The sequence below is a fragment of the Brachybacterium sp. YJGR34 genome, assembly GCF_003347015.1.
Classification (GTDB): Bacteria; Actinomycetota; Actinomycetes; order Actinomycetales; family Dermabacteraceae; genus Brachybacterium.
This window is the reverse complement of the sequence record NZ_PNFB01000001.1, coordinates 348,793-374,522: the sequence shown is the minus strand read 5'-3', so window position 1 is coordinate 374,522 and position 25,730 is coordinate 348,793. Positions and strand designations below refer to the sequence as shown.

The window sequence follows — 25,730 nt, the reverse complement described above, 5'->3', positions numbered from 1 at the left end:
CTCCTCCCGGGCGGGAGGGGCCGGGCCCGTCGGGTCGGTGCCGTGGGGAGCTCAGGCGCCCTGGTGGTTCGCGAAGCTGTCCGGGTTCGCGCCCTGGCGGCCCTCCTCGCCCTTGTGCAGGGCGGTGATCTGCGCGATCTCGTCCGCGGTGAGCTCCAGCTCGAGGGAGGCGAAGTTCGAGGCGATCCGCTCGGGCGTGACGGACTTGGGGATCACCACGTTGCCCAGCGCGAGGTTCCAGGCGATGACCACCTGGGCCGTGGAGGCACCGTGCGCCGCGGCGATCGCCTGGACGACCGGATCGGTGAGCTCGCCGCCGCCCTGGCCCAGCGGGGACCAGGACTCGGTGACGATGTTCTTGGAGGCGTGGAACTCCCGCAGCTCGGGCTGGTTGAAGTAGGGGTGCAGCTCGATCTGGTTGAGCACGGGCAGCACGCCGGTCTCCGTCTCGAGCTTCTCGAGGTCCTCGACGCGGAAGTTGGAGACGCCGATGGAGCGGATGCGGCCCTGCTCCTTCAGCTCGACCAGGGCCTTCCAGGTCTCCACCGCGAGCCCCTTCGAGGGCGCGGGCCAGTGGATGAGGTAGAGGTCCAGCTCCTCGAGGCCCAGGTCCTCCATCGTCGCGTCGAAGGAGGCGAGGGTCTTCTCGCGGCCCTGGTCCTGGTTGGGGACCTTGGAGGTCACGAAGACCTCGTCGCGGTCGATCCCGGCGGCGGCGAGGGCCCGGCCCACGCCGGCCTCGTTGTTGTACCCGCGGGCGGTGTCGACGTGGCGGTAGCCGGCCTCGAGGGCCTGGACGACGACGTCGGCCGCGACGGCGTTCTCGACCTGCCACACGCCGTAGCCGAGCTGCGGGATGGATCGGCCGTCGTGGAAGCTGACAGAGGGAGAGACGGGCATGATGCTCCTCGTGATCGGGTGCGACGCTGCGCCGCACGGGACGGACCCCACCAGGCTAGCGCCTTCCCGCCGCGCGCCCCGACCGCCTCAGTGGGATTCCCGCGGCACCTCGGAGCCGCTGGAGCCGACGAGGAAGTCCAGATCGGCGCCGGTATCGGCCTGCTGGACGTGGTCGATGTAGAGCCGCTCCCAGCCGCGCCGCGGCGCGGCGAGGGCCTCGGTCATCGCGGCCGGCGGCGTCCGCGCGGCGAGCTCCTCCGCGTCCAGCTCCACCTCGAGGCGGCGGCCGGGCACGTCCAGCACGATCATGTCCCCGGTGCGCACCAGCCCCAGGGGCCCGCCGGCGGCGGCCTCGGGGGCGACGTGCAGGACCACGGTGCCGTAGGCGGTGCCGGACATGCGGCCGTCGCAGATGCGGACCATGTCGCGCACGCCCTGGGCGAGCAGCTTCGGGGGCAGCGGCATGTTGGAGACCTCGGGCATGCCCGGGTATCCCCGGGGGCCGCAGCCGCGCAGGATCAGGACGGTGGAGGCGTCGACCTCGAGAGCGGGGTCGTCGATGCGGGCGTGGAAGTCCTCGATGCTGTCGAAGACGAGCGCCCGGCCGCGGTGCTGCAGCAGCTCCGGGGAGGCGGCGGCCGGCTTGATGATGGCGCCGTCCGGCGCGAGGTTGCCGCGCAGCAGCGCGATGCCGGCGTCCTCCTGCAGCGGCGCCCGCCGGGGCGTGATGACCTCCGGGTCCCAGATCCGGGCCGGCTCGAGGTGCTCCACGAGCGGACGGCCGGTGACGGTGAGCGCGGTGGGGTCCAGCAGGTCCTCGACCTCGCGCAGCACGGCGAGCAGGCCGCCGGCGCGGTGGAGGTCCTCCATGAGGTGGCGCCCGGCGGGCTGGAGGTCCACCAGCAGCGGCACCTGCGCACCGATGCGGTCGAAGTCCTCCACGCTCAGGTCGATGCCCAGGCGGCCGGCGATCGCCAGCAGGTGCACGACGGCGTTGGTGGAGCCGCCGATCGCGGCGAGCGCGACGATGGCGTTGTGGAACGAGCCCGCGGTGAGGTACGAGGACGGGGTGCGGCCCGCGGCGACGAGGTCGACCACCAGACGACCGGTGAGCTGGGCGGCCTCGTTCAGCCGGGCATCGGCCGCGGGGGTGCCCGCGACGCCGGGGACGACGGTGCCCAGCGCCTCGGCGACCAGGGCCATGGTGGAGGCGGTGCCCATCGTGTTGCAGTGCCCGGCGCTGCGGATCATCGCCGCTTCGGAGCGCGTGAAGTCCTCCTGGGAGAGGGTCCCGGCGCGCACCTCCTCGCTGAGCCTCCACACCCCTGTGCCGCAGCCCAGCCGTTCGCCGCGGAAGCTGCCGTTCAGCATCGGCCCGCCGGGCACCACCACGGCGGGGATGTCGACGCTCGCGGCGCCCATCAGCAGGGAGGGGATGGTCTTGTCGCAGCCGCCCAGCAGCACCACGCCGTCGACGGGGTTGGCGCGCAGCATCTCCTCGACGCCCATCGCCGCCAGGTTCCGCCAGAGCATCGCGGTGGGGCGCACATTGGTCTCGCCCAGGGACATCACGGGCAGCTCGAGCGGGACGCCGCCGGCCTCGAGGATCCCGTTCTTCACGAACTGCGCGACCCCGGTGAGGTGGGCGTTGCAGGGGGTGAGGTCGCCGGCGGTGTTGGCGATCGCGATCTGGGGCCGTCCCCGGAAGGCGTCGTCGGGCACGCCGCGGCGCATCCAGGCGCGGTGGATGTACCCGTTGCGGTCCTCGCCCGCGTACCACTGGCTGCTGCGGAGCTCCATTGCTGCTTCCATTCCCCGAGACGGCATTGTGACCTGCGGATCGGGTGCATGCTACGTGCTGCGGCACCACCCGCGGCCGGGCGTTCAGCCCGCGGTGACTCCGAGGGAGAGCGGCCGCGAGCTGGGATCGGCCTCGAGCCAGAGCGCGAGCTCGGGCGGGTGGATGCGATGCTCGGCGAGCCGGCCGAGCGGCAGCCACGCGGTCCCGGCCTGCCCGGGGTCCGGCTCGGTGCCCTCCCCGGGCTCCTCCCCCTCGGCGAGGCCGCACCAGTAGGCGACGTTGACCTGGTGGAAGGGCGGGATCGGGGAGCCGTCGACCATCCGGGTCTCCATCATGACCTCGAACAGGCAGGCCACCTGGTGCACCTCGACCCGCGCCCCGATCTCCTCGCGGCACTCGCGGATCATGGCGGAGACCTGGTCCTCGCCGTGCTCCTGGCCGCCGCCCGGCAGCGCGAAGACCTCGCGGCCGTCCGGGTCGAGGTAGCGGTTCATCAGCACCCGCTGGTCGCGGATGATGAGGGCCTTCACCCCCAGACGCGGGGTTCTCATGCTCCGGCCTCCTCGGCGCTCTCGGCGGGGGCGGCGTCCAGGAACGCGGCGGCGCGCTCGCGCAGCGCGGAGTCGTCCTCGGCCCCGAGCAGGTGGTCGACGGCGGCCTCGTCGCGCAGCAGACCCATCAGGCGCCGCAGGGCGCGCAGATGCTCGCGCGCGTCGGTCAGCAGCGGCATCGCGACCAGGGACACCCCGACGGTGCCGCCGCTGCCGCCCATCTCGCCGAAGGGCAGGGGCCGGCGCAGGGTCGCGAGCACGAGCCCCGGGGAGAGCACGTGCCCGGGCTCGGCGTGCGGGATCGCGGTGGGGATCGGTGTGGGCAGGCCCGTGGGGAACCTCCGCTCGCGGTCGAGCAGGGCGTCCGGGAACTCGGCGGTGACGACGCCGGCTGCGAGCAGCCGGCCCGAGAGCGCGCGCAGCACGTCCTCCGCGTCGGCCGCGTCCAGACGGGCCACGGCCAGGCGCAGCACCAGCGGTGCGGCGCGCTCGCCGGCATCGGACGGTCGCGGATCTGTGCTCATGGTGCCTCCCTGGTCGCTGCACCGATTCTGGCACCTGCCGGCCGCGGCACTGCGTACGCTGGACACATCGGTCCCGGCGCGTCCCGCGGGACCGCCCGGATCCCTCGAGCAGGAGACCCCATGCCCGCACCTCGCGACACCGCCGTCATCGTGCGCGCGGCCCGGCTCTACTACGAGCAGGGCAGGTCGCAGACGGAGGTCGCGCAGGAGCTGGGGCTGTCGCGCTCGAACGTCTCGCGGATCCTCACCCAGGCGCGGGACCGGGGCATCGTGGAGATCTCCATCCACGACCCGGAGGGGCCGCCGCGCCGCGACGACGCGCTGGAGGCGGCGCTGCGGGCCGCCTTCTCCCTGCGCGAGGCGCATGTGGTCTCCGCCCCGCGCACCTCCGCCATGGAGGCGGTCGCCCGCGAGGGCGCGGCGGTGATCGCGGCCCGCACCGCCTCGGTGAGCAGCATCGGGGTGTCCTGGGGGCAGACGGTGCAGAGCGTGGTCGCCGAGCTCGAGTCGGTCTCGGTGCGGCCCGCCCCGCAGGTGCTGCCGCTCGTGGGCGGCCACAGCGCGCTGGACCAGTTCGACTCCGGCGAATCGGTGCTGCGGGTGCTCGCCTCGCGCCTGGGCGCCCGCCCCCGCACCCTGTACGCCCCGGCGGTGCTGGAGTCCGCGACGGCGTTGGCGACCCTGCGCGGGGAGTCGAGCATCGGCGAGGTGCTGGCGGCGGCCGCGCAGGTCGAGCTCGCGGTGGTGGGGATCGGCTCGACGGGCGTGCACTCCTCCCCGCGCGTGGTGAGCCTGATGCGGCTGAGCGAGGCGGAGCGGGCGGCCTTCGAGGCCCAGCGCCCTGTGGGGGACGTGTGCGGGCGCTTCGTCGATGCGCAGGGCACACCGCTGGTGGCGCCGACGGATCAGCGGGTGCTCGCGGTGACCTTCTCCGAGCTGCTGCGCATCCCGGAGGTGCTGGGCGTCGCGGCCGGGGTGGAGAAGGCCCCCGGCGTGCTCGGGGTGCTGCGCAGCGGCGCGATCGACACCGCGGTGCTCGACGTGGAGCTCGCCCGCGAGGTGCTCGCCGGCGCCTGAGCCGCCGGCCGCGAGCGGCCGACGGCCACCGGCGCGCCCGCGGGCCGGGGGGCGCCGGGAGGACCTCAGTCGCGGCCGGCGAGGATCCGACCGAAGCGGTCGGTGAGCGCGCTGTCCACCGGCAGCTCGACGTCGTCGAGATGCGTGATCGGCGCTGCGAGGCGGGTCGAGGACAGCAGCCAGGCGGCGTCGGAGCCCTGCACCTCCGCCGGGGTCATCAGCTGCTCCCGGACGGTGACGCCCTCCGCCTGCAGGCGCGCGAACAGGGTGTTCACGCTGGTGCCCGGCAGCACCCCAGCGCTGACGGGGGTGGTGAGGAACTCCTCGCCGCGCCGCACCAGCAGGGTGGAGGTGGGGCCCTCGAGGACGTAGCCGTCGCTCGCGACGAACAGGACGTCGGCGGCGCCGCGGCGCCTCGCCTCCCGCCCAGCGGCCATGTTCACCGCGTAGCTGAGAGTCTTGGCGCCCTGCAGCAGCCACGGGCTGGTCTGCGCCGCGGTGGTGGGCAGGCCGCGGTCCAGGGCGGCGACCCGGATCCCCTCCCGGTGCGCGGACCAGTCGTCGGAGACGCGGGCATGGATCCAGCAGGTGGGAGCGGAGCCGCCCTCGAGGCCGCGGGTGTACATCACCCGCACGCTGAGCTCGGCGACGGCCTCATGGGCCGTGATGGCGGCCTCGACCGCCTCGGCGATCGTGGCCTGTTCGGGCGCCGGCAGCTCGAGCTGGGCGGCGCTGCGGGCGAGCCGCTCGAGGTGGGGGCCGACGTTCACCGCCGTGCCGTCGAAGGCGCCGATCGTCTCGAAGACCCCGTCGCCGCGGGTGACGACCAGGTCGATGACCGAGAGCTGCGGGGCGTCGGCGTCCGCGAGGTGGAAGCGGGGCCCGCCGTCGGCGGGGGCGCCGGCCGCGCCGGGGACGAGGACGAGGACCGGGGCGGGCTGGGTGCTGGTCATGGGGATGCTCCTGCTGGGACGGCCTCACCGGGGCGGAGGCCACCTCTCCAGGGTAGACCCGCCGCTCAGCGCGGGGTGACGCCGTGCCCGAGGCCCTCGCCGATCGCCGGGGCGCCGGCTGCGCCCCGGGCGTCCCCGAGCATCGCCAGCAGCCGCTCCAGCAGGGACTGCGGTGCGGTCTCCTCGGTGATCCCGATCCGGCCGGCAGAGGCGGTGCCGCTGCTCTGCCCGGGACCCTCCGTCGTGGCGGCCGCGGAGCCGGAGCCCGCGCCGCCGGATTCCGCGGCCCCGGACTCCGGGCCGGAGGCGGAGTCGCCGCCCTCGCCGCCACCCGAGCCAGAGCCCACTGTGCCCGGCTCCGCGGAGGCCGAGGACGCGTCACCGTCGGCGGCCGCCCCGACCATCCGGCCTTCCTCGCCGAGCAGGTCGCTGAGTCCCGCGCCGGCTCCCATCCCGCTGAGCAGGTCCTCGATCCCCATCCCGGCGCCCAGGGCGCGGTCGATCATGTCCGCCAGCAGACCGCCGAGCGCACCGCCGAGCAGACCTCCGAGCAGCCCCGCACGGCCCTCTGGGGTGCTGAGCACCTCACGGAGCAGGTCGCCGAGCGCCCCCGAGGGCCCTCCGTCGCCCGCGCCCGCCAGGAGCGCCGCGAGCGGATCCCCCGCCTCCGCCACGGATCCCGTGCCCGAGCGCGACCCGCTGCCGCCGGCCCCGCCGGGACCCCCGCGGCCCCCACCGCCGGAGCCGCCGGCGCCGCTCCCGCCCGGGGAGTCGGGGGCGGAGGCCGCGTCCTGCTCGTCGGCGTGCAGGGCGAGCCGGCGCGCTCGCTGGCGCAGCTCGACGCCGTGGTCCTGCAGGCCCGGGCGCACCTTCCCGGTCCAGTCGGCACGGAAGCGCTCGGCGTCCTCACCGATCCATTCCGTCCCGTCGATCGTCGAGGACAGCGCGGAGGCGAGATCCTCGAGGACGGTGGCACGGCGAGCGCAGGCCATGCCGAGGGTGCGCAGCGCCTCGGTGTCGGCTCCCCAGAATCCGCTCATCGACCGCACGTCCCTCGTCTCCGATCCCGGTCCGTCCGGGCGCCCCTGATGTCGACCTCACCGTAGCGAGGCCGGGCAGGCGAGGGAATGGGGAGGATTCCCCATGCTCCGACCAGCGACGATGCGAGGACGTGATGCTCGCCGCGCGGACGGTGTCTAGTCCTCGCGCAGGGCGAGCACGCGGCCGCGCTCGCGCCAGAGCACTCGCAGCGCGAGCGGGTCGTCCCCGATCTCGACGTCCATGAGGTCGACGCGGGCGCCGACGGGGGCCGTGCGCAGGTCGGCGACCGCGAGCACCCCCGCGGGCAGGCCCTCCAGGCCCGCGGCGGCGGGGTCCTGCAGCGGCACGGTCTCCGCCGCGGCCGCCTCGTCCCCGTCCCGCAGCCCCAGCAGATCGGCGAAGAGGTGCTCGTCCAGGAGCTGCTCGGCGGCCTCGGTGCGGGAGGCGGGGGACTCGTCGTCCGCCGGGCCGCGCTGCGCGAGGTCGGCGAGCACCGCCTCGAGGGCATCGGCGACGCGCTCGAGGTAGGCGCCCAGGTCCGGGGCGGCGAGCTGCAGGGCGAGGTCCTCCCCGATGCCGTAGACCGCGCCGGGGGCGCCGTCCTCGTCGAGGGTGAGGACCACGGCGGCGTCGGAGGTCTCGTACAGGGGGTAGTAGCTGGTCGACTCCCCCATCAGCGTGTAGGGGCCCACATCGGTGCGGTCCTCGATGAGCAGGGTCAGCAGGCTCGCCCCGGCCACGGTGATCCCGCCGAGCTCGTCGACGACCTGCTCGAGGGCGGGCGGCGGGTCCGCGGCCACCTCCTCCTCGGTGACGGCGAGGCCCGGGATCAGGGCGGCGTCGTCCGCGTGGGTGGTGACCAGGGAGGCCAGGCGGTCCAGGACCGGTCGCACGGAGGCGATCGGCAGCACCTCGGCCTCGGTCGGCCAGGGCAGGGAGTTGTTCATCGGCGTGCTCACGCCGCCAGTGTGTCACGCACGGCGCCGCCGTTCAGGGCAGACGGCGGGCGGGACCCCCGGGATGCACGACCGCGGTGGTGGCGCCGGAGCGCTCGGGGTGAGCGGCGAGGTAGGCCGCGCGCCACCGGCCGGCGAAGTCCTCCGCGGCATCGGCCGGCACCAGCGCCCAGACGCTGCCGCCGAACCCCGCTCCGAAGGCGCTCGCGGCGTGGGCGCCGAGCTCCCGGGCGAGGCGCTGCAGGGCGACGGTCTCGGGCACCTGGTTGCGCAGGCCCTCCTCGGCACCGCGCTGAGAGGCGTCGACCAGCGGGCCCAGCTCCGCGAGATCGCCCTCCGCGAGCGCGAGCGCCGCGGCGGGGACCAGTCGCTCGGACTCGGCGAGGAACTGCTCGAGGCGGCCGCGCAGGTACTCGTCGTCGGCCGCGAGCTCGCGCAGCCGCCGCACGGCCCCGGGCCCGGAGGCGACGGCCGCGGCGAGGGAGGGCTCGGTGCGACCGGAGTCCTCGCGCCAGCGGCGCAGGATCTCGGCCACCGCGAGGGAGACGCGGTTGTAGTCCGCGCGGGCGGCGCCGGTCTTGGCCGCCTCGACGCCGCTGACGGCGACCACGAGCGCGAGCTCCGCGCCCAGGGGGATCGTCCGTTCGTGCCGCACGGGGCAGAAGGAGTACTGGACCAGGGCGCCCGGTGCGCCGCACAGCATCGCGGTGTGGTCCTCGCTGCCGCCGAAGGTGCCCACGCCGCGCTCACCGGCGAGGCTCCCGAAGCTCTGCCCGTTCTCGACGGTGCCGAGGTACTCCGAGAGCTGCTCGACGGTCGTGATCTCACGGGCGAAGGCCGGGTCGGCGGCCACGCCGGAGAGATCGATCAGCGTCAGCGCCAGGCCCACCACGAGCGCGGAGGAGCTGGACATCCCCGCCGCGAGCGGCAGGGTCGAGGTGACGGTGACGTCCGCGCCGCGCAGGCGGCCGGGGAAGTTCGTCTCCAGGCGCCGGGCGACGGTGCGGACGTAGCCGCCCCAGTGGCCGTCGGCCGCATCCGCCGACGGCTCCGCGGGGTGGTCGAGGTCGAGGACGACGACCCCCTCGGCCCCCGCGGAGCGCACCTGCAGCAGGCGGTCCGCCCGCGCGGTCGCGGTGAGGGTGTGGCCGGCGTCGACGGCGGCGAGCAGGGAGCGCCCTCCGGCGTAGTCGGTGTGCTTGCCGAGGACCTCGATGCGGCCGGGCACGAACCAGCGCACCGTCTCCGCGCCCGTGCTCTCGAGCAGCTGCTCCAGGGGGTCGCTCACAGGCGCACCTCGATGCCGGCGAGCGCCTCGGCGACGGCGGCGACGTCACCGCGCGAGGACATGTCCAGCACGCCCACGGCCGCGGGCACCACCGTGATCTCCTCGCCCTCGGCCTGCAGCAGGCGCACGGCGTCGATGATCTCGAGCTCGCCGCGCACGGAGGGCTCGACACGGGCGCAGGCCGCGAAGATCGCGGGGGTGAACAGCCAGGCGTTCATGGAGACGGGAGCGTCCGCACCGTAGGCGGACAGGGTCTGCGCATCGGGCTTCTCGACGATGTCGCGCAGGTGGCCGGCGTCGTCGACGGAGATCAGCGCGAAGGCGCGCACGCGGTCGGCGGGGATGGTGGAGCCGGCCACGAGGGCGTCGCGGTCGAAGCCCACCAGGGCGGTGCCGGGAGCGTCGGCGAGCGCGGCGAGTGCCTCGCGCGGGTAGTAGTTGTCGGAGTTCAGGACGATCACGCGCTGGTCGCCGGCGAAGTCGGCGGCCGCGGCGACGGCATCGGCGGTGCCCCGCGGCTCGGCCTGCACGGCGGTGGTGACGGTGACCCGCCCCCCGGTGACGGCGGCGGCGTACTCCCGCAGCATGTCGTGCTCGGGGCCGATGACCAGGCACACCTCGGTGATGCCGATGTCGGCGAGGGCGGAGATCACGTAGTCGAGGAAGGGCCGGCCGACGTCGATCAGGGCCTTCACCCCGCTGCTGGCGACGGCGGCCTGCTTCTCGTCGAGCCGGGCAGTGTCGTCGGCCTTGCGCATGCGGGTGCCGAGACCGCGGGCGAGGATGACGGCACGGCGGACGGTGGATTCGTTCACGTTGTGTTCGCTCACGCGAGCAGTGTAGGGGAGGAGCGCCTCAGCGGAGCGCGAGCACCTGCTCGACCGCGGCGGCGGCCGCCTCCAGCTGCTCCTCTTCCACGTCCCCGCCCAGGGTGAAGCGCACCGCGGTCTGCGCCACCTCGCGCGGGATCCCGAGGGCGGTCAGGACGTGGCTGGGCTCGTCGCTGCCGGCGGCGCAGGCGGAGCCGCTCGAGGCGATCACCCCGCGCTCGGCGAGGTCCAGCAGCACCGATTCCCCGCTGAGGCCGGGGATGCAGACGGAGGCGTGGCCGGGCAGGCGCTCCCCCGGGCCGTGCGGGGAGGCGCCGGTCAGCAGCACGCCCTCGCGGGCGGCGAGCACCCGCTCGAGGAAGGCGTCGCGCAGCGGGGCGACCCGTGCCGTCCGCGCCTCCCGCTCCGCCTCGGCGCGCTCGAGGGCGACGGCGAGCGCGACGGCGAAGGCCACGTTCTCGGTGCCGGAGCGCCGGCCGCCCTCCTGACCGCCGCCGTGCACGAGCGGCTCGAGCGGGAGCCGCCCCCGGATCGCGGCGACGCCGATGCCCTTGGGGGCGCCGATCTTGTGGCCGGACAGGGTCAGGGCATCCGCGCCGAGGCCGGTCAGCGGGAGCCAGCCGGCGGCCTGGACGGCGTCGGTGTGGATCAGGGCGCCCACCGCGTGGGCGACCTCGGCGAGGGTCCGCACGTCGGCCACCGTGCCGATCTCGTTGTTCGCCAGCGCCAGGGAGACCAGCGTGGTGTCCTCGCGGAGCACGGCCCGCAGCGCCTCGGGGGTGACGGCACCGTCGGGCGCGACCTCCACGAAGGAGACCTCGAAGCCGTGCACGCGCTGAAGATGCTCGACGCTCGCCAGCACCGCCTCGTGCTCGAGCGGCGAGGTGACCAGGTGCTTCCCGCGTGGGGAGGCGAGGGCGAGGCCCTTCAGCGCGAGGTTCGCGGCCTCGGTGCCGCCGGCGGTGAAGACGATGTCGCTGCGCCGCGCGCCGAGCACGCGGGCCACCCGTGCCCGGGCGTCCTCGAGGCCCGCGGCAGCCGCCTCCCCCACCGCATGGTGGCTCGAGGGGTTGCCGAAGGTGCCGGTGAGGTAGGGCCAGGCGGCCTCGAGGGCCTCGCGGCGCACCGGGGTGGTGGCGGCGGTGTCGAGGTGGATCACCGCTCAGCCCCGGCGGTGAGGGCGATGTCCAGCCCCAGGTCGAGGTGGCGTGCGCTGTGGGTGAGGGCGCCGGAGGAGATCACGTCGACCCCGGTGCGGGCGATCTCGCCGACGGTCTCGAGGTTCACGGTGCCGCTGGCCTCGACGATCGCGCGCCCGGCCACGATCTCGACGCCGCGCACCAGCTGCTCGGGGGTGAAGTTGTCCAGCATGATGATGTCCACGCCGCCGGCGATCACCGGCTCGATCTGCTCGAGGCGGTCCACCTCCACCTCGAGAGCGGTGGTGTGGCCCAGCCGGGCGCGGGCGGCGCGGATCGCCGCGGTGAGGTCCAGGCCCTGCTGCTGCAGGATCGCCAGATGGTTGTCCTTGGCCATCACCGCGTCCGAGAGCGAGAAGCGGTGGTTCACGCCGCCGCCGCAGCGCACCGCGTGCCGCTCCAGCGCCCGTAGCCCGGGGGTGGTCTTGCGGGTGTCGGTGATGCGCGCGCCCGTCCCCTCCACGGCGTCGACGAGGGCGCGGGTCAGCGTCGCGATCCCGGACATCCGCTGCGTGAGGTTCAGGGCGATCCGCTCCGCCTGCACCACGGCGCGGGCGGGCCCGGAGACGACCGCCAGCTCCTGCCCGGTCTCGAACCGGTCCCCGTCCTCGGCGAGCGCGGTGACCTCCACGGACGGATCGGTGAGGCGGAAGGCGGCGGCGAAGACGTCGATCCCGGAGAGCACGCCCGCCTCGCGGGCGCGCAGGGAGGCGGTGGCGGTGGCGGCGGCGGGCAGGAACACCTCGCCGGTGAGGTCCCCCCAGGGGGCGTCCTCCCGGAGGGCGGCGGAGACGACGGTGTCGATCTGGATGGTGGTCAGCATGCGAGGGCCTCTGCGGGGGTGTCGAGTCGGTGATGGGCGCCCACGGAGCCGGGGCGCGCCAGGGCGTGGGCGGTGAGCAGGCGGGCGAGGTCCAGGAGGTTGCGGTCCTCGAGCGCGCGGTGGGTGGTCAGCGCGGCCGGGTCCGGCCCCTGCCATGCCGCGAGCTGTCCGGCGAGCGCGTCGAGCTGCTCGCCGGTGCGCAGCAGCCCGGCGCCGGACCACATCGCCTTCTGCAGCGCCGCGCGGGAGACGGAGCCCGGCGCGGTCGCGGGGGCGGTGACGCGGGGCGCCGGGGCGGGCGCGGCCGACGGGCCGACGGGGCGCGCGGGGTCAGCGAGCATCGCCTCCGCCGCGCGCTCGGCGAAGACCGCGCCCTCGAGCAGGGAGTTCGAGGCGAGCCGGTTCGCGCCGTGCACACCGGTGCGCGCGCACTCCCCGGCCGCGAACAGCCCCGGCAGGGTGGTGCGCCCGTCCGGATCGGTGCGGATCCCGCCCATCCAGTAGTGCGCGGCGGGGGTCACGGGCACGCCCTCGCGCGCCCAGTCGTACCCGGCCTCCCGCACCACCGCGTCGAGGGTCGGGAACCGCTCGCGCAGGCGCTGCTCGCCGATGCCCGTCGCGTCCAGCAGCACGGGCCGTCCGTCCTGCGCGGCCATGACCCGGGCGATCGCCCGGGCCACGACGTCCCGCGGGGCGAGCTCGGCGCGGGGATCCACCGCGGACAGGAAGCGCCGGCCCCGCTCGTCGCGCAGCACGGCGCCCTCGCCCCGCACCGCCTCGGAGAGCAGGAAGGAGCCCGGGGCCGCGAGCGCCGTGGGATGGAACTGGTAGAACTCGAGGTCCTCCACCGCGGCTCCCGCCCGCCAGGCGGCGGCGATCCCGTCCCCGGTGGCGACCGGCGGGTTCGTGGTGTGCGCGAAGAGCTGTCCCGCTCCTCCGGTGGCGAGCAGCACCGCGCGGGCGCGGATCCGGTGCCGGCGCCCCTCGGCGTCGAGCAGCTCGGCGCCGACCACCCTCCCGTCCTCGACCAGCAGATCGAGCAGTGCGCTGTGCTCGCGCACCGCGATCTCGCCCGGCCGCTCCCGCACCGCGGCGACCAGGGCGTCCTGGATGGCGCGTCCGGTGGCGTCGCCGCCGGCGTGGAGGATGCGCGGCCGGGAGTGGGCGCCCTCGAGGCACAGCGCGTGACCGCCGTCGGTCGCGGCCCCGCCGGGCGCCGCCCGGTCGAAGCGGACCCCGCGCGCGATGAGCGAGCGCACCGCGGCGGGCCCCTGGGCGCACAGCGCCTGCACGGCCGCCTCCTCGCCGAGGCCCGCCCCGGCGGCCAGGGTGTCGCGGGCATGGGCGGCGGGGCTGTCCCCTGCGCCGACGGCCGCGGCGATGCCGCCCTGTGCGCAGCCGGTCGCGCCCGCGTCCAGCGACGCCTTGGTCACGAGCTGCACGGTGCCGCGGCCCGCTGCCCGCAGCGCCGCCGTGAGTCCGGCGATCCCGGAGCCGATCACCAGCAGATCGGCGACCTCGGCGCTCATGCGCCGACGGGGGCCGGGCGGGCGGCGAGCATGCGCTCGAGCGCGACCCGCGCGGGCTCGGCGACGTCCTCGCCCACGGTGATGCGGTTGATGACCTCGCCGCGCAGCAGCGCCTCGAGCGCCCAGGCGAGGTAGCCGGGGTGGATGCGGTACATCGTCGAGCAGGGGCAGACCACGGGATCCAGGCAGAAGATCGTGTGCTGGGGGTGCTGGGCGGCCAGGCGCTGGACCAGGTTGATCTCGGTGCCGATCGCGAAGGTGGTGGGCTCCTGGGCCCCCTCGATGGCGCGGCGGATCACGTCGGTGGAGCCGGACTCGTCCGCCGCGTCCACCACGGGCATCGGGCATTCGGGGTGGACGATGACGCGCACCCCGGGGTGCTCGGCGCGGGCCTTGTCGATCTGTGCGGTGGTGAAGCGCTTGTGGACCGAGCAGAACCCGTGCCAGAGCACCACCTTGGCCTCCTGCAGGCTCTGCTCGTCGTTCCCGCCCAGGGGCCGGCGGGGGTTCCACATCGGCATCCGGTCCAGCGAGATGCCCATGGCCTTGGCGGTGTTGCGCCCCAGGTGCTGGTCCGGGAAGAAGAGCACCCGACGGCCGCGCTCGAAGGCCCAGCGCAGCACCGTCGAGGCGTTCGAGGAGGTGCACACGATGCCGCCGTGGCGGCCCACGAAGCCCTTGATCGCGGCGGAGGAGTTCATGTAGGTCACGGGGATGATCGGGAGCAGCCCGTCCTCGTCCCGCTCCTCGCCCCCGTAGACCTCCATCAGCTGCTCCCAGCATTCCTCGACCTGGTCGATGTCGGCCATGTCGGCCATCGAGCAGCCCGCGGCGAGGTTGGGGAGGATCACGGCCTGCTCGGGGCGGGAGAGGATGTCCGCGGTCTCGGCCATGAAGTGCACGCCGCAGAAGATGATCGCCTCGGCCTCGGTGCGGGCGGTCGCGGCGGTCGCGAGCTGGAAGGAGTCGCCCACGTAGTCGGCGTACTGCACGACCTCGTCGCGCTGGTAGAAGTGCCCGAGCACCACCACGCGGTCGCCGAGCTCCGCCTTCGCCGCGCGGATGCGCGCATCGAGCTCCTCGGCGCTCGCCTCGCGGTACTCCGCCGGGATCTCGCCCTGGCGCGGGGCGGCGGCGGGGATCGGATCGGCCATCGAGGCGCCGGGGCCGTAGCCCGCATCGCGCGCATCGACGTCCCAGGGGGCGTCCAGCAGCTCCGTCGAGCAGGTGCTGCCGGGGGCGGTGCCGGCGCTGATGTCGCGGAGGGTCAGGTCGACCGAGGCGGTGGTGGTCATGGTGTGGACTCCATCGAGGGTGGGTGTCGAGGGGTGGGGCGGCGGGGTGCCGCCGGGCGGGTCATCGCCCCGTGAGGGGGCCGTTGTCGGCGAGGTGGACGGAGGTGTCGTAGCGGAACAGACGGGCGGGTCGGTGCCGCCCGCCGGTGCGGAAGGCCTCGGTCGCCACGAGATGGCCGGAGGACTCCATCTGGCGGCGGAAGTTCGCGGGATCGAGGGTGCGCTGCAGCACGGCCTCGTGGACCCCGCGCAGCTCCGCGAGGGTGAAGGTCTCCCCGAGGAAGGCCGCGGTGATGCGGGAGTACTCGACCTTGTTGCGCAGGCGCCACAGGGCGTACTCGACGATCAAGGAATGGTCGAAGGCGAGCTCGGGGAGCTCATCGGCCACGAACCACTGCACATTGACCCCGGCCGCCCCCGCCTCGGCCTCCTCGGGCCGCACCAGCGCCCAATAGACGATCGAGACGGTGCGCTCGGCGGCGGTCGGCCCACGGTCCAGACCGCCGAAGGCGTAGAGCTGCTCGAGGTACTGCGGGGTCAATCCCGTGGTCTCGCGCAGGTTCCGCCCGGCCGAGGCCGCGAGCCCCTCATCGGGGGCCAGCGGGCCCCCCGGCAGGGCCCAGCGTCCCTGGTGGGGCGCCCGGATCCGGCGCACGAGCGGCACCCACAGGGCCAGGCGGCGCGTGGTGGGGTGCGGGCGCAGGGCGAAGATGACCGTCGAGACGGCCAGAGCCGTGCGGGACTCCGCCATGACGACACCTCCTGTTAAAGTCGCGAGCACCTTTACTGGTGACGAGACATTAGGCTCACGGTGACCAGAAGCGCACGCCCCGGCGGGAACCTGTGATCGGCGTCACGCGTCGGGTGACTCTAAGTCCGTCCCGCGGCGGCGACGCCCCGGCACGGTCGACGGCGGTCGACGCGCCGGAAGGTTTGGGGGCGAGGAAGGCGGCGCTCTAAGGTCGCCCCGAGGCATCACGGCCGATGCCGCACCGACCCCGGGGGGACCCATGTCCGTGCTCGACCGCCAGGCCATCATCGCGCCGGTGAGGTTCAACCGCTGGCTGATCCCGCCGGCCGCGCTCGCCATCCACCTGTGCATCGGCCAGGTGTATGCCTTCAGCGTCTTCAAGGTGCCCTTCCAGACCCACTTCGCGGTGGGCGAGGTGGCCATCGGATGGATCTTCTCCCTGGCCATCGCGATGCTCGGCATCTCCTCGGCCGTGCTGGGCACCTGGGTGGAGCGCGCGGGGCCGCGGACGGCGATGGTCGCCGCGGGCGGGCTGTGGGTGATCGGCTTCCTCGTCGCCTCGCTCGGCATCGCCACCGGCCAGCTGTGGCTGGTCTACCTCGGCTACGGCGTGATCGGGGGCATCGGCCTGGGCATCGGCTACATCGCCCCGGTCTCCACCCTCATGAAGTGGTTCCCGGACCGCCCCGGACTCGCCACCGGCCTCGCGATCATGGGCTTCGGCGGCGGGGCGCTCATCGCGAGCCCCGCCTCGAACAAGCTCATGGCCCTCTACGGCGGCGGGCAGGACCCGGAGCAGCTGGTCAGCGGCCTGACCCCCACCTTCCTCACCCTCGCGCTCTGCTACGGCATCGCGATCGCTCTCGGCGCCTCGGTGATCCGCCTGCCCCACCCCGACTGGAAGCCCTCGGGCTGGACCCCGGAGCAGGCCACCGCCCATGCGGAGCAGACCGCGGGGGCGGTCTCCGCCAAGGAGGCGATCCGCACCCCGCAGTTCTGGCTGCTGTGGATCGTGCTGTTCACCAACGTCACCGCCGGCATCGGGATCCTCGAGAACGGCGCCCCGATGATCTCCAGCGGCTTCGGTGTGACCGCCGCGGCCGCCGCCGGCTTCGTGGGCCTGCTCTCGATCGCGAACATGGCCGGACGCTTCATCTGGTCCACCACCTCGGACTACCTGGGCCGCAAGGTCAACTACGCGATGTACCTGTCCGTCGGCGCGGCGCTCTACGTGGTCATCGCGACCGTCGGCTCCACCTCGCTCGCCCTGTTCGTGATCTCCGCGCTGATCATCATCTCCTTCTACGGCGGCGGCTTCGCGACCGTCCCGGCCTACCTGAAGGACCTGTTCGGGGTCTACCAGGTGGGCGCGATCCACGGCCGCCTGCTCACGGCGTGGTCCGCTGCGGGCATCGCCGGCCCGCTCATCGTCAACAGCATTGTCGAGTCGCAGGAGGCCGCGGGCCAGGACGGCATGGATCTGTACCGCCTGTCCATGTGGGTGATGGCCGGCATCCTGGTGGTCGGCTTCGTCGCGAACCTGCTGATCCGTGCGGTGGACTCCGCGCACCACGAGGACGAGGCGGTCGTGGCCCGGCGGGCGGCGGCCGATCGTGAGGGCGCCTCCGCGACGCAGGAGGGCACCGGAGGCACCCCCGCCGCCGAGACCGCCTCCCGCACGGAGACCGTCGCCGCACTCGTGCTCGCCGTGATCGTCGTGATCGCCCTGGGCTACGGGCTGGTCGAGACCGCGATCCGCGCCGCGGGCCTGTTCCTCGGCTGACCGCTCGGCTCGGGCAACCTGGCCCGTCGGCTCCCGGGCGTGCTTGGATGAGCGCAGCTCGGAGGAACCGCAGCTTCCATCCTCGGCCGGGAGATCACCATGGGACGCGAGATCGGCAGCACCGACTACACCCGCAGCCAGCGCACCCGGTACCGCCGGGAGCTGCGCCGCAACCTCGACCTGTTCGAGACCTTCCTGGACACCGCCGAGTTCATCGACGAGGGCACCGTGGGCGTGGAGCTCGAGATGAACCTCGCCGACAGCGACACCATGGCCCCGGCGCTGCTGGTCGACACCGTGCTGGAGGATCTCGACGACGAGGACTACGTCCACGAGATCGGGCGCTTCAACCTCGAGGCGAACCTCCCGGTGACCGCCCCGCACGGCGCCGGGCTGCGGGACCTCGAGCAGGCCCTGGGCACGGCGATCGACCGGGCCGACGCCGCCGCCCGCCGCCACGGCGCCCGGGTGGTGCCCGTCGGCCACCTGCCCACCATCGGCGAGGAGCTGTTCACCTCGGACGCCTGGCGCGCCCCCGGGGCCCGCTACGAGGCGCTCGAGAAGTCGGTGCTGGAGGCGCGCGGCGAGGAGATCGACCTGCGCATCGAGGGCGAGGGCCGGGGGATCGCCGCCACCTTCGACTCGATCGCGCCGGAGTCCGCCTGCACCTCGATGCAGCTGCACCTGCAGGTCCCGCCCGAGCAGTTCGCCGCGACCTGGAACGCCGCCCAGGCGATCGCCGGGCCCCAGGTGGCGCTCGCCGCGAACTCGCCCTTCCTGCTCGGCAAGCGGCTCTGGCACGAGACCCGCATCCCCACCTTCGTGCAGTCCCTGGACACCCGGCCCCCCGAGTACGCCACCCAGGGCGTACGCCCGCGGGTGTGGTTCGGTGAGCGCTGGATCACCTCGATGTTCGATCTCTTCGAGGAGAACGTGCGCCTGTTCCCGGCCCTGATCCCCGAGTCGCGGGAGATGGCGGAGGAGCCGCTGCTCACCGAAGGCTCCGCCCCGCGCCTGCACGAGCTGATGCTCCACAACGGCACCGTCTGGCGGTGGAATCGGCCGATCTACGACCCCGGCACCGACGTGCCGCACCTGCGCCTGGAGAACCGCCTGCTGCCGGCCGGCCCCACGCCCGCGGACATGTCCGCCAATGCCGCCTTCTTCTACGGGCTGCTGCAGTCGCTCGTCCAGGAGCGCCGGCCGCTGTGGTCGCGGATGAGCTTCGAGCAGGCCGACGAAGCCTTCCAGCAGTGCGCCCGCTGGGGGCTCGAGGCGCGGGTGCGCTGGCCGAAGGTGGGCCGGGTGCGCGTCGCGGATCTGCTGCTGGAGCAGCTGATCCCGCAGGCCATGGACGGCCTGCGCGAGCTCGGCGCCGATCCCGAGCCGATTCGGCGTTACGGCGACATCCTCACCGAGCGCGCCCGCTCGGGCCGCAACGGGGCCCGCTGGCAGATCGACACGGTCACCTCGCTCGAGCTGCGCGGGGCGGACCGGCCGGGGGCGCTCGCGGAGATGACGCGGCTGTACCGCGCCGGGGTGGACAGCGGCGATCCCGTGCACGCCTGGCCGGTCCCGGCCCGACAGCGGGGATGACGGCGCACCGTCTCACATGACGAGCGGTGTTCCGTATATTGGGATGCCGTCTCACACCGCAGTACGCTCCGCGGCATGAGCACGAACTCCCCGTCCCCCACGACCGAGGGGGCCTCCCCCGGCCATCGCCCCGCCTCGTCCTCCGAGGACCGCTCCGCGCGCCTCGCGGTCACCATCTTCCCCGCCCTGATCCTGCTGGCCGCCGCGGCCGGCTTCCTCGCCCCCGGGATCGGCCAGGCCCTCGCGCCGTACACGGCCATCTACCTGGGCATCATCATGTTCGGGATGGGCCTGACCCTCACGATCCCGGACTTCGCCCTGGTCGCACGGCGCCCTCTGCCCGTCCTCATCGGCGTGGTCGCCCAGTACACGGTCATGCCGCTCGTCGCCGTGGCCGTGAGCTGGGTGCTCCAGCTCCCGCCGGAGCTGGCCGTCGGCGTGATCCTGGTGGGCTGCGCCCCGGGCGGCACCAGCTCCAACGTGATCACCTACCTCGCCAAGGGAGACACCGCCCTCTCGGTGACGATCACGTCGGTCTCCACTCTGCTGGCTCCCCTGCTCACCCCGGCCCTGACCCTGTGGCTGGCCGGCTCGCTGCTCCCGGTGGACGCGGGCTCGATGGCGATGTCGATCGTGAAGATGGTGCTCGTGCCCGTGATCGGCGGCCTGCTGGTGCGCCTGGCGCTGGGCCGGATCATCGACCGCGTGCTGCCCGCCCTGCCGTGGGTGAGCGTCGCCGGCATCTCGCTGGTGGTCATCGCCGTGGTCTCCGGCTCCCGCGAGGCGATCGTCAGCGCCGGCGCTCTGGTGCTGCTGGCCGTGATCCTGCACAACGGCCTGGGCTACCTGATCGGCTACTGGGCCGCGCGCCTGCTCCGCCAGGGGGAGCGCGCCGCCCGCACCACCTCGGTCGAGGTGGGCATGCAGAACTCGGGCCTGGCGGCGACCCTCGCCGCGAGCGCCTTCTCCCCCGCCGCGGCGCTGCCGGCCGCGATCTTCTCGATCTGGCACAACCTCTCCGGCGCGATGCTCGCCGTGTACTTCCGCCGCACCGCGCACCGGCACCCGGCGGACCTCACCTGATCCACCGCCCCGGCACCGCGAGGGCCGACGCACCGCCGCGGCGGGCGTCGGCCCTTGTCGTCGTCCCGGGGTCAGCGGGACTGGTCCCGGCCGCCCTCGGGGAGGTCGGCGCGGTGGCTGCCGGTGCGCGCGGGCAGCGTGCCGTGCTCGGCCTCGGCATCGGGATCGAAGTCGAAGTCGATGTCCGCGACCTCCTCGTAGGGATCGCTGAGCACCGGCACCTCGGTGGTGTAGGTCGGCTCGACCACGTAGTCCTCGGTGTCGAACTCGTCGTCCTCCTCGCGCCGCTCGTACTCCTCCGGGGGCAGCACCTGTGCCCATTCGCGGGTGCGCACCTGGGGCAGCTCGCCGGCGTCCTCCTTCAGCGCCCGCACCAGCGCGTACATCTGGAAGAAGCCCATGACGAAGAACGGCAGGCCCACCAGGATGATCGTGGACTGCAGGGCCGTCAGGCCGTCGGAGCCGGAGAAGACCAGCAGCGAGGCGGTCACCAGCGCGATCGCCACCCCCCAGAAGAGACGCTGCCCCAGCGGGTTGTAGTCCTCATGGCCGTTGGCCATCGAGTCGGTCACCAGGGCGGCGGAGTCCACCGAGGTCACGAAGAAGATGACCACGAGGATGATGGCGATCACGGAGACGACGGTGGCCCCCGGATAGTGCTCGAGGAAGGCGAACAGCGCCCCGGGGATGTCCTCCTGACCCACCACCTGATCGACGAGACCGCCCTCGCCGTTCATCTCGATGTCGAAGCTCGAGTAGGCGAAGACGCCGAACCAGATGATGGAGAAGGCCGAGGGGATCGCGAGCACGCCGGCGACGAACTCGCGGATGGTGCGGCCGCGGGAGATGCGGGCGATGAAGATGCCCACGAACGGCGACCAGGTGATCGTCCACGCCCAGTAGAAGACGGTCCAGGTGTTCTGCCAGCCGGTATCGGAGAAGGTGTCGTTCCACAGCGCGAGCTCGGGCAGGTTGAGGAGGTAGCTCCCCAGGGACTCGAAGGTCCCCTTGACCACGAACAGCGTGGCACCGCCGGTCACCAGCACGAAGATCAGCAGCAGCACCGCCGTGACGATGTTGATGTTCGAGAGCAGCTTGATGCCCTTGTCCAGGCCCAGCGACACGGAGATCAGGGCCAGGCCGCTGACCACGCCGATGATGATGAGGTTCCAGCCCGCGTTCTCCGGCACCCCGAACAGCTGGTTGAGACCGCCGTTGATCTGCAGCGTCCCCAGGCCCACGGAGACGGCGATGCCGAACACGGTGCCGATGATCGCGATGATGTCGATCATCTTGCCGACCGGGCCGTGGATGCCCTCGCCGAGGATCGGCTGGAAGATCGAGCTGACGCGCGGCGGCAGGTTGCGCTTGTGGATGAAGTACGCGAAGCACAGCGCCGGGAGCGTGAAGATCGTCCAGGTGTGCAGCGTGAAGTGGTAATAGGTGAAGTTCATGGCGTCCTTCGCCGCCTCCACCGTGCCGGCCTCGATGCCGAGGTCCGCGCCGCGCGGCGGGGCGCCGAAGTGGCTGATCGGCTCCGCGACGCCCCAGAACATGAGGATCGAGCCGATCCCGGCGGCGAAGAGCATCGCGAACCACGCCATGTTGGAGTGCTCCGGCGGCTCGTCGTCGGGCCCCAGTTTCACCCGCCCGAAGCGCCCGACCGCGATCACGACGAGGAAGGCGAGGAAGACGGTGACGCCCAGGATGTAGAACCAGCCGAGGTTCGTCAGCAGCCAGTCGGAGGCGACGGACACCGCGGCGTTCAGGGGGTCGGTGAAGACGATCGTCCCGATGACGAAGGCGAGGATGATCGCCGCCGACCCGAAGAAGATCACCGGCGAGGTGCGCAGGTGAAGGGCATCGTGCAATCGGTTCAGCATGGTGGTCTCGACTCCTCGTTGGCGACCCGTCACCGAACGACGATCGACACCCCTGGGGTGCGCCGGTGAGGCCTGCTTCTCGGTGCGCTGGTCCGTCCGATGGTTGTACAAGTGCTCAGAACGGTGCCACAGATTCTGCCCGTGCCCAAGTCCCGACGCGCCCTGCGCGGGGCTGAAGGGCAGGTCGTCGGCCTGCGGCCGGGTGCCCGGAGCCGCTCAGGAGCGGCGCGCCGGCGCCTCGGCGGCCGCCTCCGCCGGGGCGGGGCGGAGGGCGAGCAGGACGGCGACGGCCACGGCCGCGCCGACGGCGAGCACCGTCGCCGCGGCGATCAGCGGATCGCTCTGCAGCAGGCGCGGGATCAGCCGCGCGGGCACCAAGGCCGCGAAGGAGAAGGCGGCCAGGGTGCCGAGATAGGAGCCGACCATGAAGCCGCGGTGGACCGGGACGCTGCCGCGGCGGATCGCGGTGATCGCCAGCACCAGGCACACCAGGGTCCAGATCGACAGCCCGTGCAGCCAGGAGAAGCCGTCCGGCATGATCGCGAAGCTCGTGGCGCACACCAGCACCATCGCCGCGACCCAGCTGGTCCCCAGGAGTCGGTGCGCGCGGTCGCGGCGGCGGCGGAGGATCTGCACGGGCCCCAGGAGAAGCACGTACAGGGCGCAGATCGCATGCGCGGCGATGACCGGCGTGAAGGTGTCCACGAGGCCTACGATAGTGACGCTATCCCCCGCGGCGCCATCAAGATAGTGGCTGGTCGCCGCACTATCCACCACGGCCACGGAGAGCCCGGAGGAGGAGCATGCTGCTGAGCGAGCTGGCCGCGGCGAGCGGCTGCAGCACGGCGTCGATCAAGTACTACCGGCGCGAGGGCCTGCTGCCGCCCGGCGAGCGACTGACGGCGACCCGCCAGGAGTACGGGGCGCGCCACCTCGAGCGCCTCCAGCTGATCCAGGTGCTGCGCGAGATCGCCGACGCCCCGATCGCGCGCATCGGCCGGCTCACGGCGCTGCTCGACGATCCGGAGCAGCCGGTGCTGCGCGCCCTCGAGGAGGCGCAGGCGATCGCCCTGCACGCGGAGGTGGACGGCACCGGGGCCGGGACCGGCCGGCCCGAGCACCCTTCGGTCGCGGTGCTCCTGGAGCGCCTGGACTGGCCCGACATCGACTCCGTCCCGCGCCGCGCGCTCGACGACCTGCTGGCCGCGCTCGAGCGCTGGGAGATGCCCACCGATCCCGACCTGCTGATGACCTATGCCGAGCCGGTCGCCCGGATCGCCCGGCGGGACCTCGCCTCCCTCCGGGGCGAGCAGGGGACGGAGGAGTCCGCGCCCTCGGATGACGTCGTGGTCCTGCGGGTGGTGGCCGGCACGATCGCCTTCGACCGGCTGATGCAGGTCCTGCGCGCCCTGGGGCATCTGTCGCTGAGCGTGCGGGACGCCGCCGACCGCACCGGGTGAGGTCTCCCGCCCCTCCGTCGGCATCGACGTTCGCGCCGCCGGGGCGTGACCGATAGCGTGAGCACACGAGTTCGACGTCACCTCGGAGGAGACCATGAGCAACCCCTACGGCCTCGGCGGGCCGTCCGCGCCGCCTGCGCAGCCCGCGCCGCCCGCGCCGCCGGCGAAGAACAGGACCCCCCTGTACATCGGCCTGGCCTGCGGCTGCCTGCTCCTCATCGCCGTGGTGGTGGCGGCCGTCGGCGTCGGCTTCTTCGTCCTGTCCGACCGCGGAGGCTCGGAGCCCACGAGCACGACGAGCGTCACCACCGACGAGGAGCCGACGGAGGACGAGCCGACCGAGGACGAGCCGACCGAGGACGAGCCGACCGACGGCCCGATCGAGACGCCCACCGACGATCCGAGCGATGACCCGACGGAGGACCCCACCGGTGGCGCGACCGTCTCCATCTCGGTCTCCACGCCCGAGGAGGGCACCACCCTCGAGACCACCGACGAGACCATCGAGACCGAGAACGGCAAGTTCATCGGGGTCGCCGTGACGATCACCAACGAGGGGGACGAGGAGGTGGGGCTCTCCAGCGACCTGTTCCGCTTCTACGACACCGACGGCCAGCAGCACCGCCTGGTGTTCGGCTCCTTCTCCACCTCCGGCCCGGAGATCGCCCCCGGCGAGGAGGCCACGGCGCTGCTGTACGCGGACGTCCCGGAGGACATGGAGCTGGAGTCCGTGAGCTACACCGACGAGGTCGGCACCGGCGGCGAGGAGATGGTCATCCCCGTCGGCTGAGGCCCGCGGAGGACGCCTTCACAGGGAATGGACAGCGCCGGCGCAGTGCATTCCAGGCAAAGGTGTGCAGACTCGTCTCAACGCGTTACCGGAGGATCCGCTGACTGAGGAGGAGGCGGAGTCCGCAGATCCGGGACGCGGGGGAAAGGGATGGCCCCGGCTCGTGGGGACGGGCCGGGGCACTTTTCTGTCTGCACCACGACGATGCTGGTCAGCGCCGCAGATCGATCCCGAAGACACGCCGGATCTGTGCCACCGCATGCCGGGTGAACCGCCGCTCCGAGGGCGTCGAGGCGAAGGCCAGCACGAGTCCGGGATGGTCCGGATGCGTGACCTTCCCGTGCCCGGCGCCGGGGGTGAGGACGAATCCGGCCACCTCCATGCGCCGCAGCAGCTCCCGTCGCGTGGTGGGGTGACGAGTGCCACGCCCACCGCGGACGCTCGGCCCGGCGGCGTCCTCGGCGATGTCCAGGGCCGGCTCGTACTCCTCCGGTCGCACCGAGAGCGCGTAACGGGCGGAGAACAGACCGATCACGGCGTTGTCCGCGCGGCGCACCTGCACCACGACCTCGCCGCGCAGGAAATGGTCGCTGGCGCCGGCATCGGCGGTCCAGGCGTCCTCCGGGTCGGCGACGGCCTGCACGATCTGCTCCGTGCCGAGCCCGCTCACGCCCACGGTCCGGATGTCCGCGTCCGCGATCCGCAGCGGACGCGGCAGGGGGCGCGGATCCTCGGCGCGCAGCGTGTGCACCGCATCGGGAGGGGGCGCCGGCAGCGGCCGCGGCGGCTCGATGCTCTCGGCACGGCGGCGCGGCAGGCGGGCCGACGGGCCCGCGCTCGGCGTCGAGGGCGGCGGGACGGGCCGCTTCCCGGTCGCGCTCCAGTCGACCGGCCGCACGGCGCGGGCCGGATCGGTGCGGCCCTTCAGCGCCCGCGGCGTGGGGCGCGGCGCCCCGCGCCCGTCCGTCGTCTCCGCCATCGCTGCCGCCTCCCTGCTCGTCGGTCCGCCGCCTCCGATGGTGGCATGCGACCGCGGTCCAGTACCGTGGCCACCGTCGTCATCCCTCTGATCGTGAGGAACCGCGTGTCCCCTCGAGGCCTCCGCCCCCGTCCGTCCCGCGCCGGTCTGGCCGGTGCGCTGCTCGCGCTGACCCTGCTCGCCGGGTGCAGCGGCGGCGACGACCCCGCACCGGAGAGCTCCGCGCTCGAGGCGTCCGACGGCGGCGGCACCGCGAGCTCCGACGGCGGCGGCGCCTCCGACGCGGGCGGCGCCACGGCCGCCGCGGTTCCGCAGGACCCCTACCCGGCCACGCCCGCGCCCGAGGGCTTCACTCCACCGCCCTCCTGCACCGGTGAGGGCGCCTACTTCCTCGAGGCCGGGGCACCGGCGAACCCTGCGCTGCCCGAGCGCGCCGGGGAGACCCTCACCGTCGAGCTGGAGGCGATCGACGGCGAGAGCGCCGAGCTGGTCGCCACGATCGGCGACGGCGCGCCGCGATCGGTGGAGCCCGTCACGATCGGCGAGAGCGTCACGATCGATCTCTGGACGATCTCCGTGACCAGCGTCTGCGGCGACACCGAACAGGTCGAGTTCGACCTCATCGACTGACCGGGCCC

At 73.7% G+C, this 25,730-nt stretch carries 24 protein-coding genes; 7 read left to right on the top strand and 17 right to left on the bottom strand.

Annotated features, from left to right (window positions below):
- Positions 1 to 51 precede the first annotated feature (51 nt).
- From CXH06_RS01605 to CXH06_RS01590, 4 genes are all read right to left on the bottom strand, one after another.
- A complete protein-coding gene (locus tag CXH06_RS01605) occupies positions 52 to 900 on the bottom strand; it encodes an aldo/keto reductase (protein WP_114853390.1) in 849 nt (282 codons plus the stop codon).
- A gap of 87 nt (positions 901 to 987) precedes the next feature.
- Complete coding sequence (locus CXH06_RS01600; protein WP_232820144.1) at positions 988 to 2,712, bottom strand: IlvD/Edd family dehydratase; 1,725 nt, start codon at positions 2,710 to 2,712, stop codon at positions 988 to 990.
- A gap of 72 nt (positions 2,713 to 2,784) precedes the next feature.
- A complete protein-coding gene (locus CXH06_RS01595) occupies positions 2,785 to 3,252 on the bottom strand; it encodes an NUDIX domain-containing protein (protein WP_114853388.1) in 468 nt (155 codons plus the stop codon).
- Positions 3,249 to 3,776, bottom strand: coding sequence for a PTS sugar transporter subunit IIA (locus tag CXH06_RS01590; protein WP_114853387.1), 528 nt, complete (start codon positions 3,774 to 3,776; stop codon positions 3,249 to 3,251). The genes CXH06_RS01595 and CXH06_RS01590 overlap by 4 nt, the downstream gene beginning before the upstream one ends.
- 120 nt (positions 3,777 to 3,896) lie before the next feature.
- Between CXH06_RS01590 and CXH06_RS01585 the strand changes: the two genes are divergently transcribed.
- The gene (locus CXH06_RS01585) at positions 3,897 to 4,853 is read left to right on the top strand and encodes a sugar-binding transcriptional regulator (protein ID WP_114853386.1); all 957 of its coding nucleotides are present in this window, start codon (positions 3,897 to 3,899) and stop codon (positions 4,851 to 4,853) included.
- Between the two features lie 65 nt (positions 4,854 to 4,918).
- On the opposite strand, the gene CXH06_RS01580 is transcribed toward CXH06_RS01585, so the two are convergent.
- From CXH06_RS01580 to CXH06_RS01535, 10 genes are all read right to left on the bottom strand, one after another.
- Positions 4,919 to 5,806, bottom strand: coding sequence for an aminodeoxychorismate lyase (locus CXH06_RS01580; RefSeq protein WP_114853385.1), 888 nt, complete (start codon positions 5,804 to 5,806; stop codon positions 4,919 to 4,921).
- A gap of 65 nt (positions 5,807 to 5,871) precedes the next feature.
- Positions 5,872 to 6,846, bottom strand: coding sequence for a hypothetical protein (locus CXH06_RS01575; RefSeq protein WP_114853384.1), 975 nt, complete (start codon positions 6,844 to 6,846; stop codon positions 5,872 to 5,874).
- Positions 6,847 to 7,002: 156 nt separating this feature from the next.
- On the bottom strand, positions 7,003 to 7,806 hold the full coding sequence (locus CXH06_RS01570) for a hypothetical protein (RefSeq protein ID WP_232820143.1): 804 nt from the start codon (positions 7,804 to 7,806) through the stop codon (positions 7,003 to 7,005).
- Between the two features lie 31 nt (positions 7,807 to 7,837).
- Positions 7,838 to 9,091, bottom strand: a complete 1,254-nt coding sequence (locus tag CXH06_RS01565; RefSeq protein ID WP_198683986.1) for a galactokinase family protein — start codon at positions 9,089 to 9,091, stop codon at positions 7,838 to 7,840.
- Positions 9,088 to 9,921, bottom strand: a complete 834-nt coding sequence (locus tag CXH06_RS01560; protein WP_232820142.1) for a sugar phosphate nucleotidyltransferase — start codon at positions 9,919 to 9,921, stop codon at positions 9,088 to 9,090. The genes CXH06_RS01565 and CXH06_RS01560 overlap by 4 nt, the downstream gene beginning before the upstream one ends.
- Positions 9,922 to 9,946: 25 nt before the next feature.
- A complete protein-coding gene (locus tag CXH06_RS01555; RefSeq protein WP_114853382.1) occupies positions 9,947 to 11,080 on the bottom strand; it encodes a cysteine desulfurase family protein in 1,134 nt (377 codons plus the stop codon).
- Complete coding sequence (nadC, locus tag CXH06_RS01550) at positions 11,077 to 11,943, bottom strand: carboxylating nicotinate-nucleotide diphosphorylase (protein ID WP_114853381.1); 867 nt, start codon at positions 11,941 to 11,943, stop codon at positions 11,077 to 11,079. Before nadC ends, CXH06_RS01555 begins: the two co-directional genes overlap by 4 nt.
- Positions 11,937 to 13,472 carry an L-aspartate oxidase gene (gene nadB / locus CXH06_RS01545; RefSeq protein ID WP_114853380.1) on the bottom strand — a complete coding sequence of 512 codons (1,536 nt, stop codon included), beginning with the start codon at positions 13,470 to 13,472 and terminating at the stop codon, positions 11,937 to 11,939. Before nadB ends, nadC begins: the two co-directional genes overlap by 7 nt.
- Entirely contained in the window at positions 13,469 to 14,767 is a 1,299-nt protein-coding gene (gene nadA, locus CXH06_RS01540; protein WP_114853379.1) for a quinolinate synthase NadA, read from the bottom strand. The genes nadB and nadA overlap by 4 nt, the downstream gene beginning before the upstream one ends.
- 61 nt (positions 14,768 to 14,828) lie before the next feature.
- Positions 14,829 to 15,518: an NUDIX domain-containing protein gene (locus CXH06_RS01535; protein WP_114853378.1), complete on the bottom strand. Its 690-nt coding sequence runs from the start codon at positions 15,516 to 15,518 to the stop codon at positions 14,829 to 14,831.
- Between the two features lie 259 nt (positions 15,519 to 15,777).
- Here CXH06_RS01535 and CXH06_RS01530 point away from each other — a divergent pair, with 259 nt between their 5' ends.
- The 3 genes from CXH06_RS01530 (at position 15,778) to CXH06_RS01520 (ending at position 19,980) form a co-directional block, all read left to right on the top strand.
- Positions 15,778 to 17,301, top strand: coding sequence for an OFA family MFS transporter (locus tag CXH06_RS01530; RefSeq protein ID WP_114853377.1), 1,524 nt, complete (start codon positions 15,778 to 15,780; stop codon positions 17,299 to 17,301).
- Positions 17,302 to 17,400: 99 nt separating this feature from the next.
- Positions 17,401 to 18,897, top strand: coding sequence for a glutamate--cysteine ligase (locus CXH06_RS01525; protein ID WP_114853376.1), 1,497 nt, complete (start codon positions 17,401 to 17,403; stop codon positions 18,895 to 18,897).
- A gap of 75 nt (positions 18,898 to 18,972) precedes the next feature.
- Positions 18,973 to 19,980, top strand: a complete 1,008-nt coding sequence (locus CXH06_RS01520) for a bile acid:sodium symporter family protein (protein WP_114853375.1) — start codon at positions 18,973 to 18,975, stop codon at positions 19,978 to 19,980.
- 71 nt (positions 19,981 to 20,051) lie between these two features.
- On the opposite strand, the gene CXH06_RS01515 is transcribed toward CXH06_RS01520, so the two are convergent.
- A complete protein-coding gene (locus tag CXH06_RS01515; protein ID WP_114853374.1) occupies positions 20,052 to 21,863 on the bottom strand; it encodes a BCCT family transporter in 1,812 nt (603 codons plus the stop codon).
- 216 nt (positions 21,864 to 22,079) lie between these two features.
- Positions 22,080 to 22,568, bottom strand: a complete 489-nt coding sequence (locus tag CXH06_RS01510) for a DUF2306 domain-containing protein (RefSeq protein WP_114853373.1) — start codon at positions 22,566 to 22,568, stop codon at positions 22,080 to 22,082.
- A 98-nt stretch (positions 22,569 to 22,666) separates the two neighbouring features.
- Between CXH06_RS01510 and CXH06_RS01505 the strand changes: the two genes are divergently transcribed.
- Together CXH06_RS01505 and CXH06_RS01500 are read left to right on the top strand one after the other, a co-directional pair.
- The gene (locus CXH06_RS01505; RefSeq protein WP_114853372.1) at positions 22,667 to 23,323 is read left to right on the top strand and encodes a MerR family transcriptional regulator; all 657 of its coding nucleotides are present in this window, start codon (positions 22,667 to 22,669) and stop codon (positions 23,321 to 23,323) included.
- A gap of 94 nt (positions 23,324 to 23,417) precedes the next feature.
- Complete coding sequence (locus CXH06_RS01500) at positions 23,418 to 24,113, top strand: DUF4352 domain-containing protein (protein WP_114853371.1); 696 nt, start codon at positions 23,418 to 23,420, stop codon at positions 24,111 to 24,113.
- A 211-nt stretch (positions 24,114 to 24,324) separates the two neighbouring features.
- On the opposite strand, the gene CXH06_RS01495 is transcribed toward CXH06_RS01500, so the two are convergent.
- A complete protein-coding gene (locus CXH06_RS01495; protein ID WP_114853370.1) occupies positions 24,325 to 25,092 on the bottom strand; it encodes a hypothetical protein in 768 nt (255 codons plus the stop codon).
- Positions 25,093 to 25,197: 105 nt separating this feature from the next.
- Between CXH06_RS01495 and CXH06_RS01490 the strand changes: the two genes are divergently transcribed.
- Positions 25,198 to 25,722 (top strand): hypothetical protein, encoded by a 525-nt coding sequence (locus CXH06_RS01490; RefSeq protein WP_114853465.1) that lies wholly within the window; start codon positions 25,198 to 25,200, stop codon positions 25,720 to 25,722.
- Positions 25,723 to 25,730: the final 8 nt, after the last annotated feature.

Coding starts and splice junctions, on each gene's coding strand:
- CXH06_RS01505 (WP_114853372.1), top strand. CDS start 22,667: ATGCTGCTGAGCGAGCTGGCCGCGGCGAGCGGCTGCAGCACGGCGTCG.
- CXH06_RS01525 (WP_114853376.1), top strand. CDS start 17,401: ATGGGACGCGAGATCGGCAGCACCGACTACACCCGCAGCCAGCGCACC.
- CXH06_RS01595 (WP_114853388.1), bottom strand. CDS start 3,252: ATGAGAACCCCGCGTCTGGGGGTGAAGGCCCTCATCATCCGCGACCAG.
- CXH06_RS01495 (WP_114853370.1), bottom strand. CDS start 25,092: ATGGCGGAGACGACGGACGGGCGCGGGGCGCCGCGCCCCACGCCGCGG.
- CXH06_RS01575 (WP_114853384.1), bottom strand. CDS start 6,846: ATGAGCGGATTCTGGGGAGCCGACACCGAGGCGCTGCGCACCCTCGGC.
- CXH06_RS01500 (WP_114853371.1), top strand. CDS start 23,418: ATGAGCAACCCCTACGGCCTCGGCGGGCCGTCCGCGCCGCCTGCGCAG.
- CXH06_RS01600 (WP_232820144.1), bottom strand. CDS start 2,712: ATGGAAGCAGCAATGGAGCTCCGCAGCAGCCAGTGGTACGCGGGCGAG.
- CXH06_RS01585 (WP_114853386.1), top strand. CDS start 3,897: ATGCCCGCACCTCGCGACACCGCCGTCATCGTGCGCGCGGCCCGGCTC.
- CXH06_RS01520 (WP_114853375.1), top strand. CDS start 18,973: ATGAGCACGAACTCCCCGTCCCCCACGACCGAGGGGGCCTCCCCCGGC.
- CXH06_RS01590 (WP_114853387.1), bottom strand. CDS start 3,776: ATGAGCACAGATCCGCGACCGTCCGATGCCGGCGAGCGCGCCGCACCG.
- CXH06_RS01605 (WP_114853390.1), bottom strand. CDS start 900: ATGCCCGTCTCTCCCTCTGTCAGCTTCCACGACGGCCGATCCATCCCG.
- nadC (WP_114853381.1), bottom strand. CDS start 11,943: ATGCTGACCACCATCCAGATCGACACCGTCGTCTCCGCCGCCCTCCGG.
- CXH06_RS01580 (WP_114853385.1), bottom strand. CDS start 5,806: ATGACCAGCACCCAGCCCGCCCCGGTCCTCGTCCTCGTCCCCGGCGCG.
- CXH06_RS01530 (WP_114853377.1), top strand. CDS start 15,778: ATGTCCGTGCTCGACCGCCAGGCCATCATCGCGCCGGTGAGGTTCAAC.
- nadB (WP_114853380.1), bottom strand. CDS start 13,472: ATGAGCGCCGAGGTCGCCGATCTGCTGGTGATCGGCTCCGGGATCGCC.
- CXH06_RS01535 (WP_114853378.1), bottom strand. CDS start 15,518: ATGGCGGAGTCCCGCACGGCTCTGGCCGTCTCGACGGTCATCTTCGCC.
- nadA (WP_114853379.1), bottom strand. CDS start 14,767: ATGACCACCACCGCCTCGGTCGACCTGACCCTCCGCGACATCAGCGCC.
- CXH06_RS01515 (WP_114853374.1), bottom strand. CDS start 21,863: ATGCTGAACCGATTGCACGATGCCCTTCACCTGCGCACCTCGCCGGTG.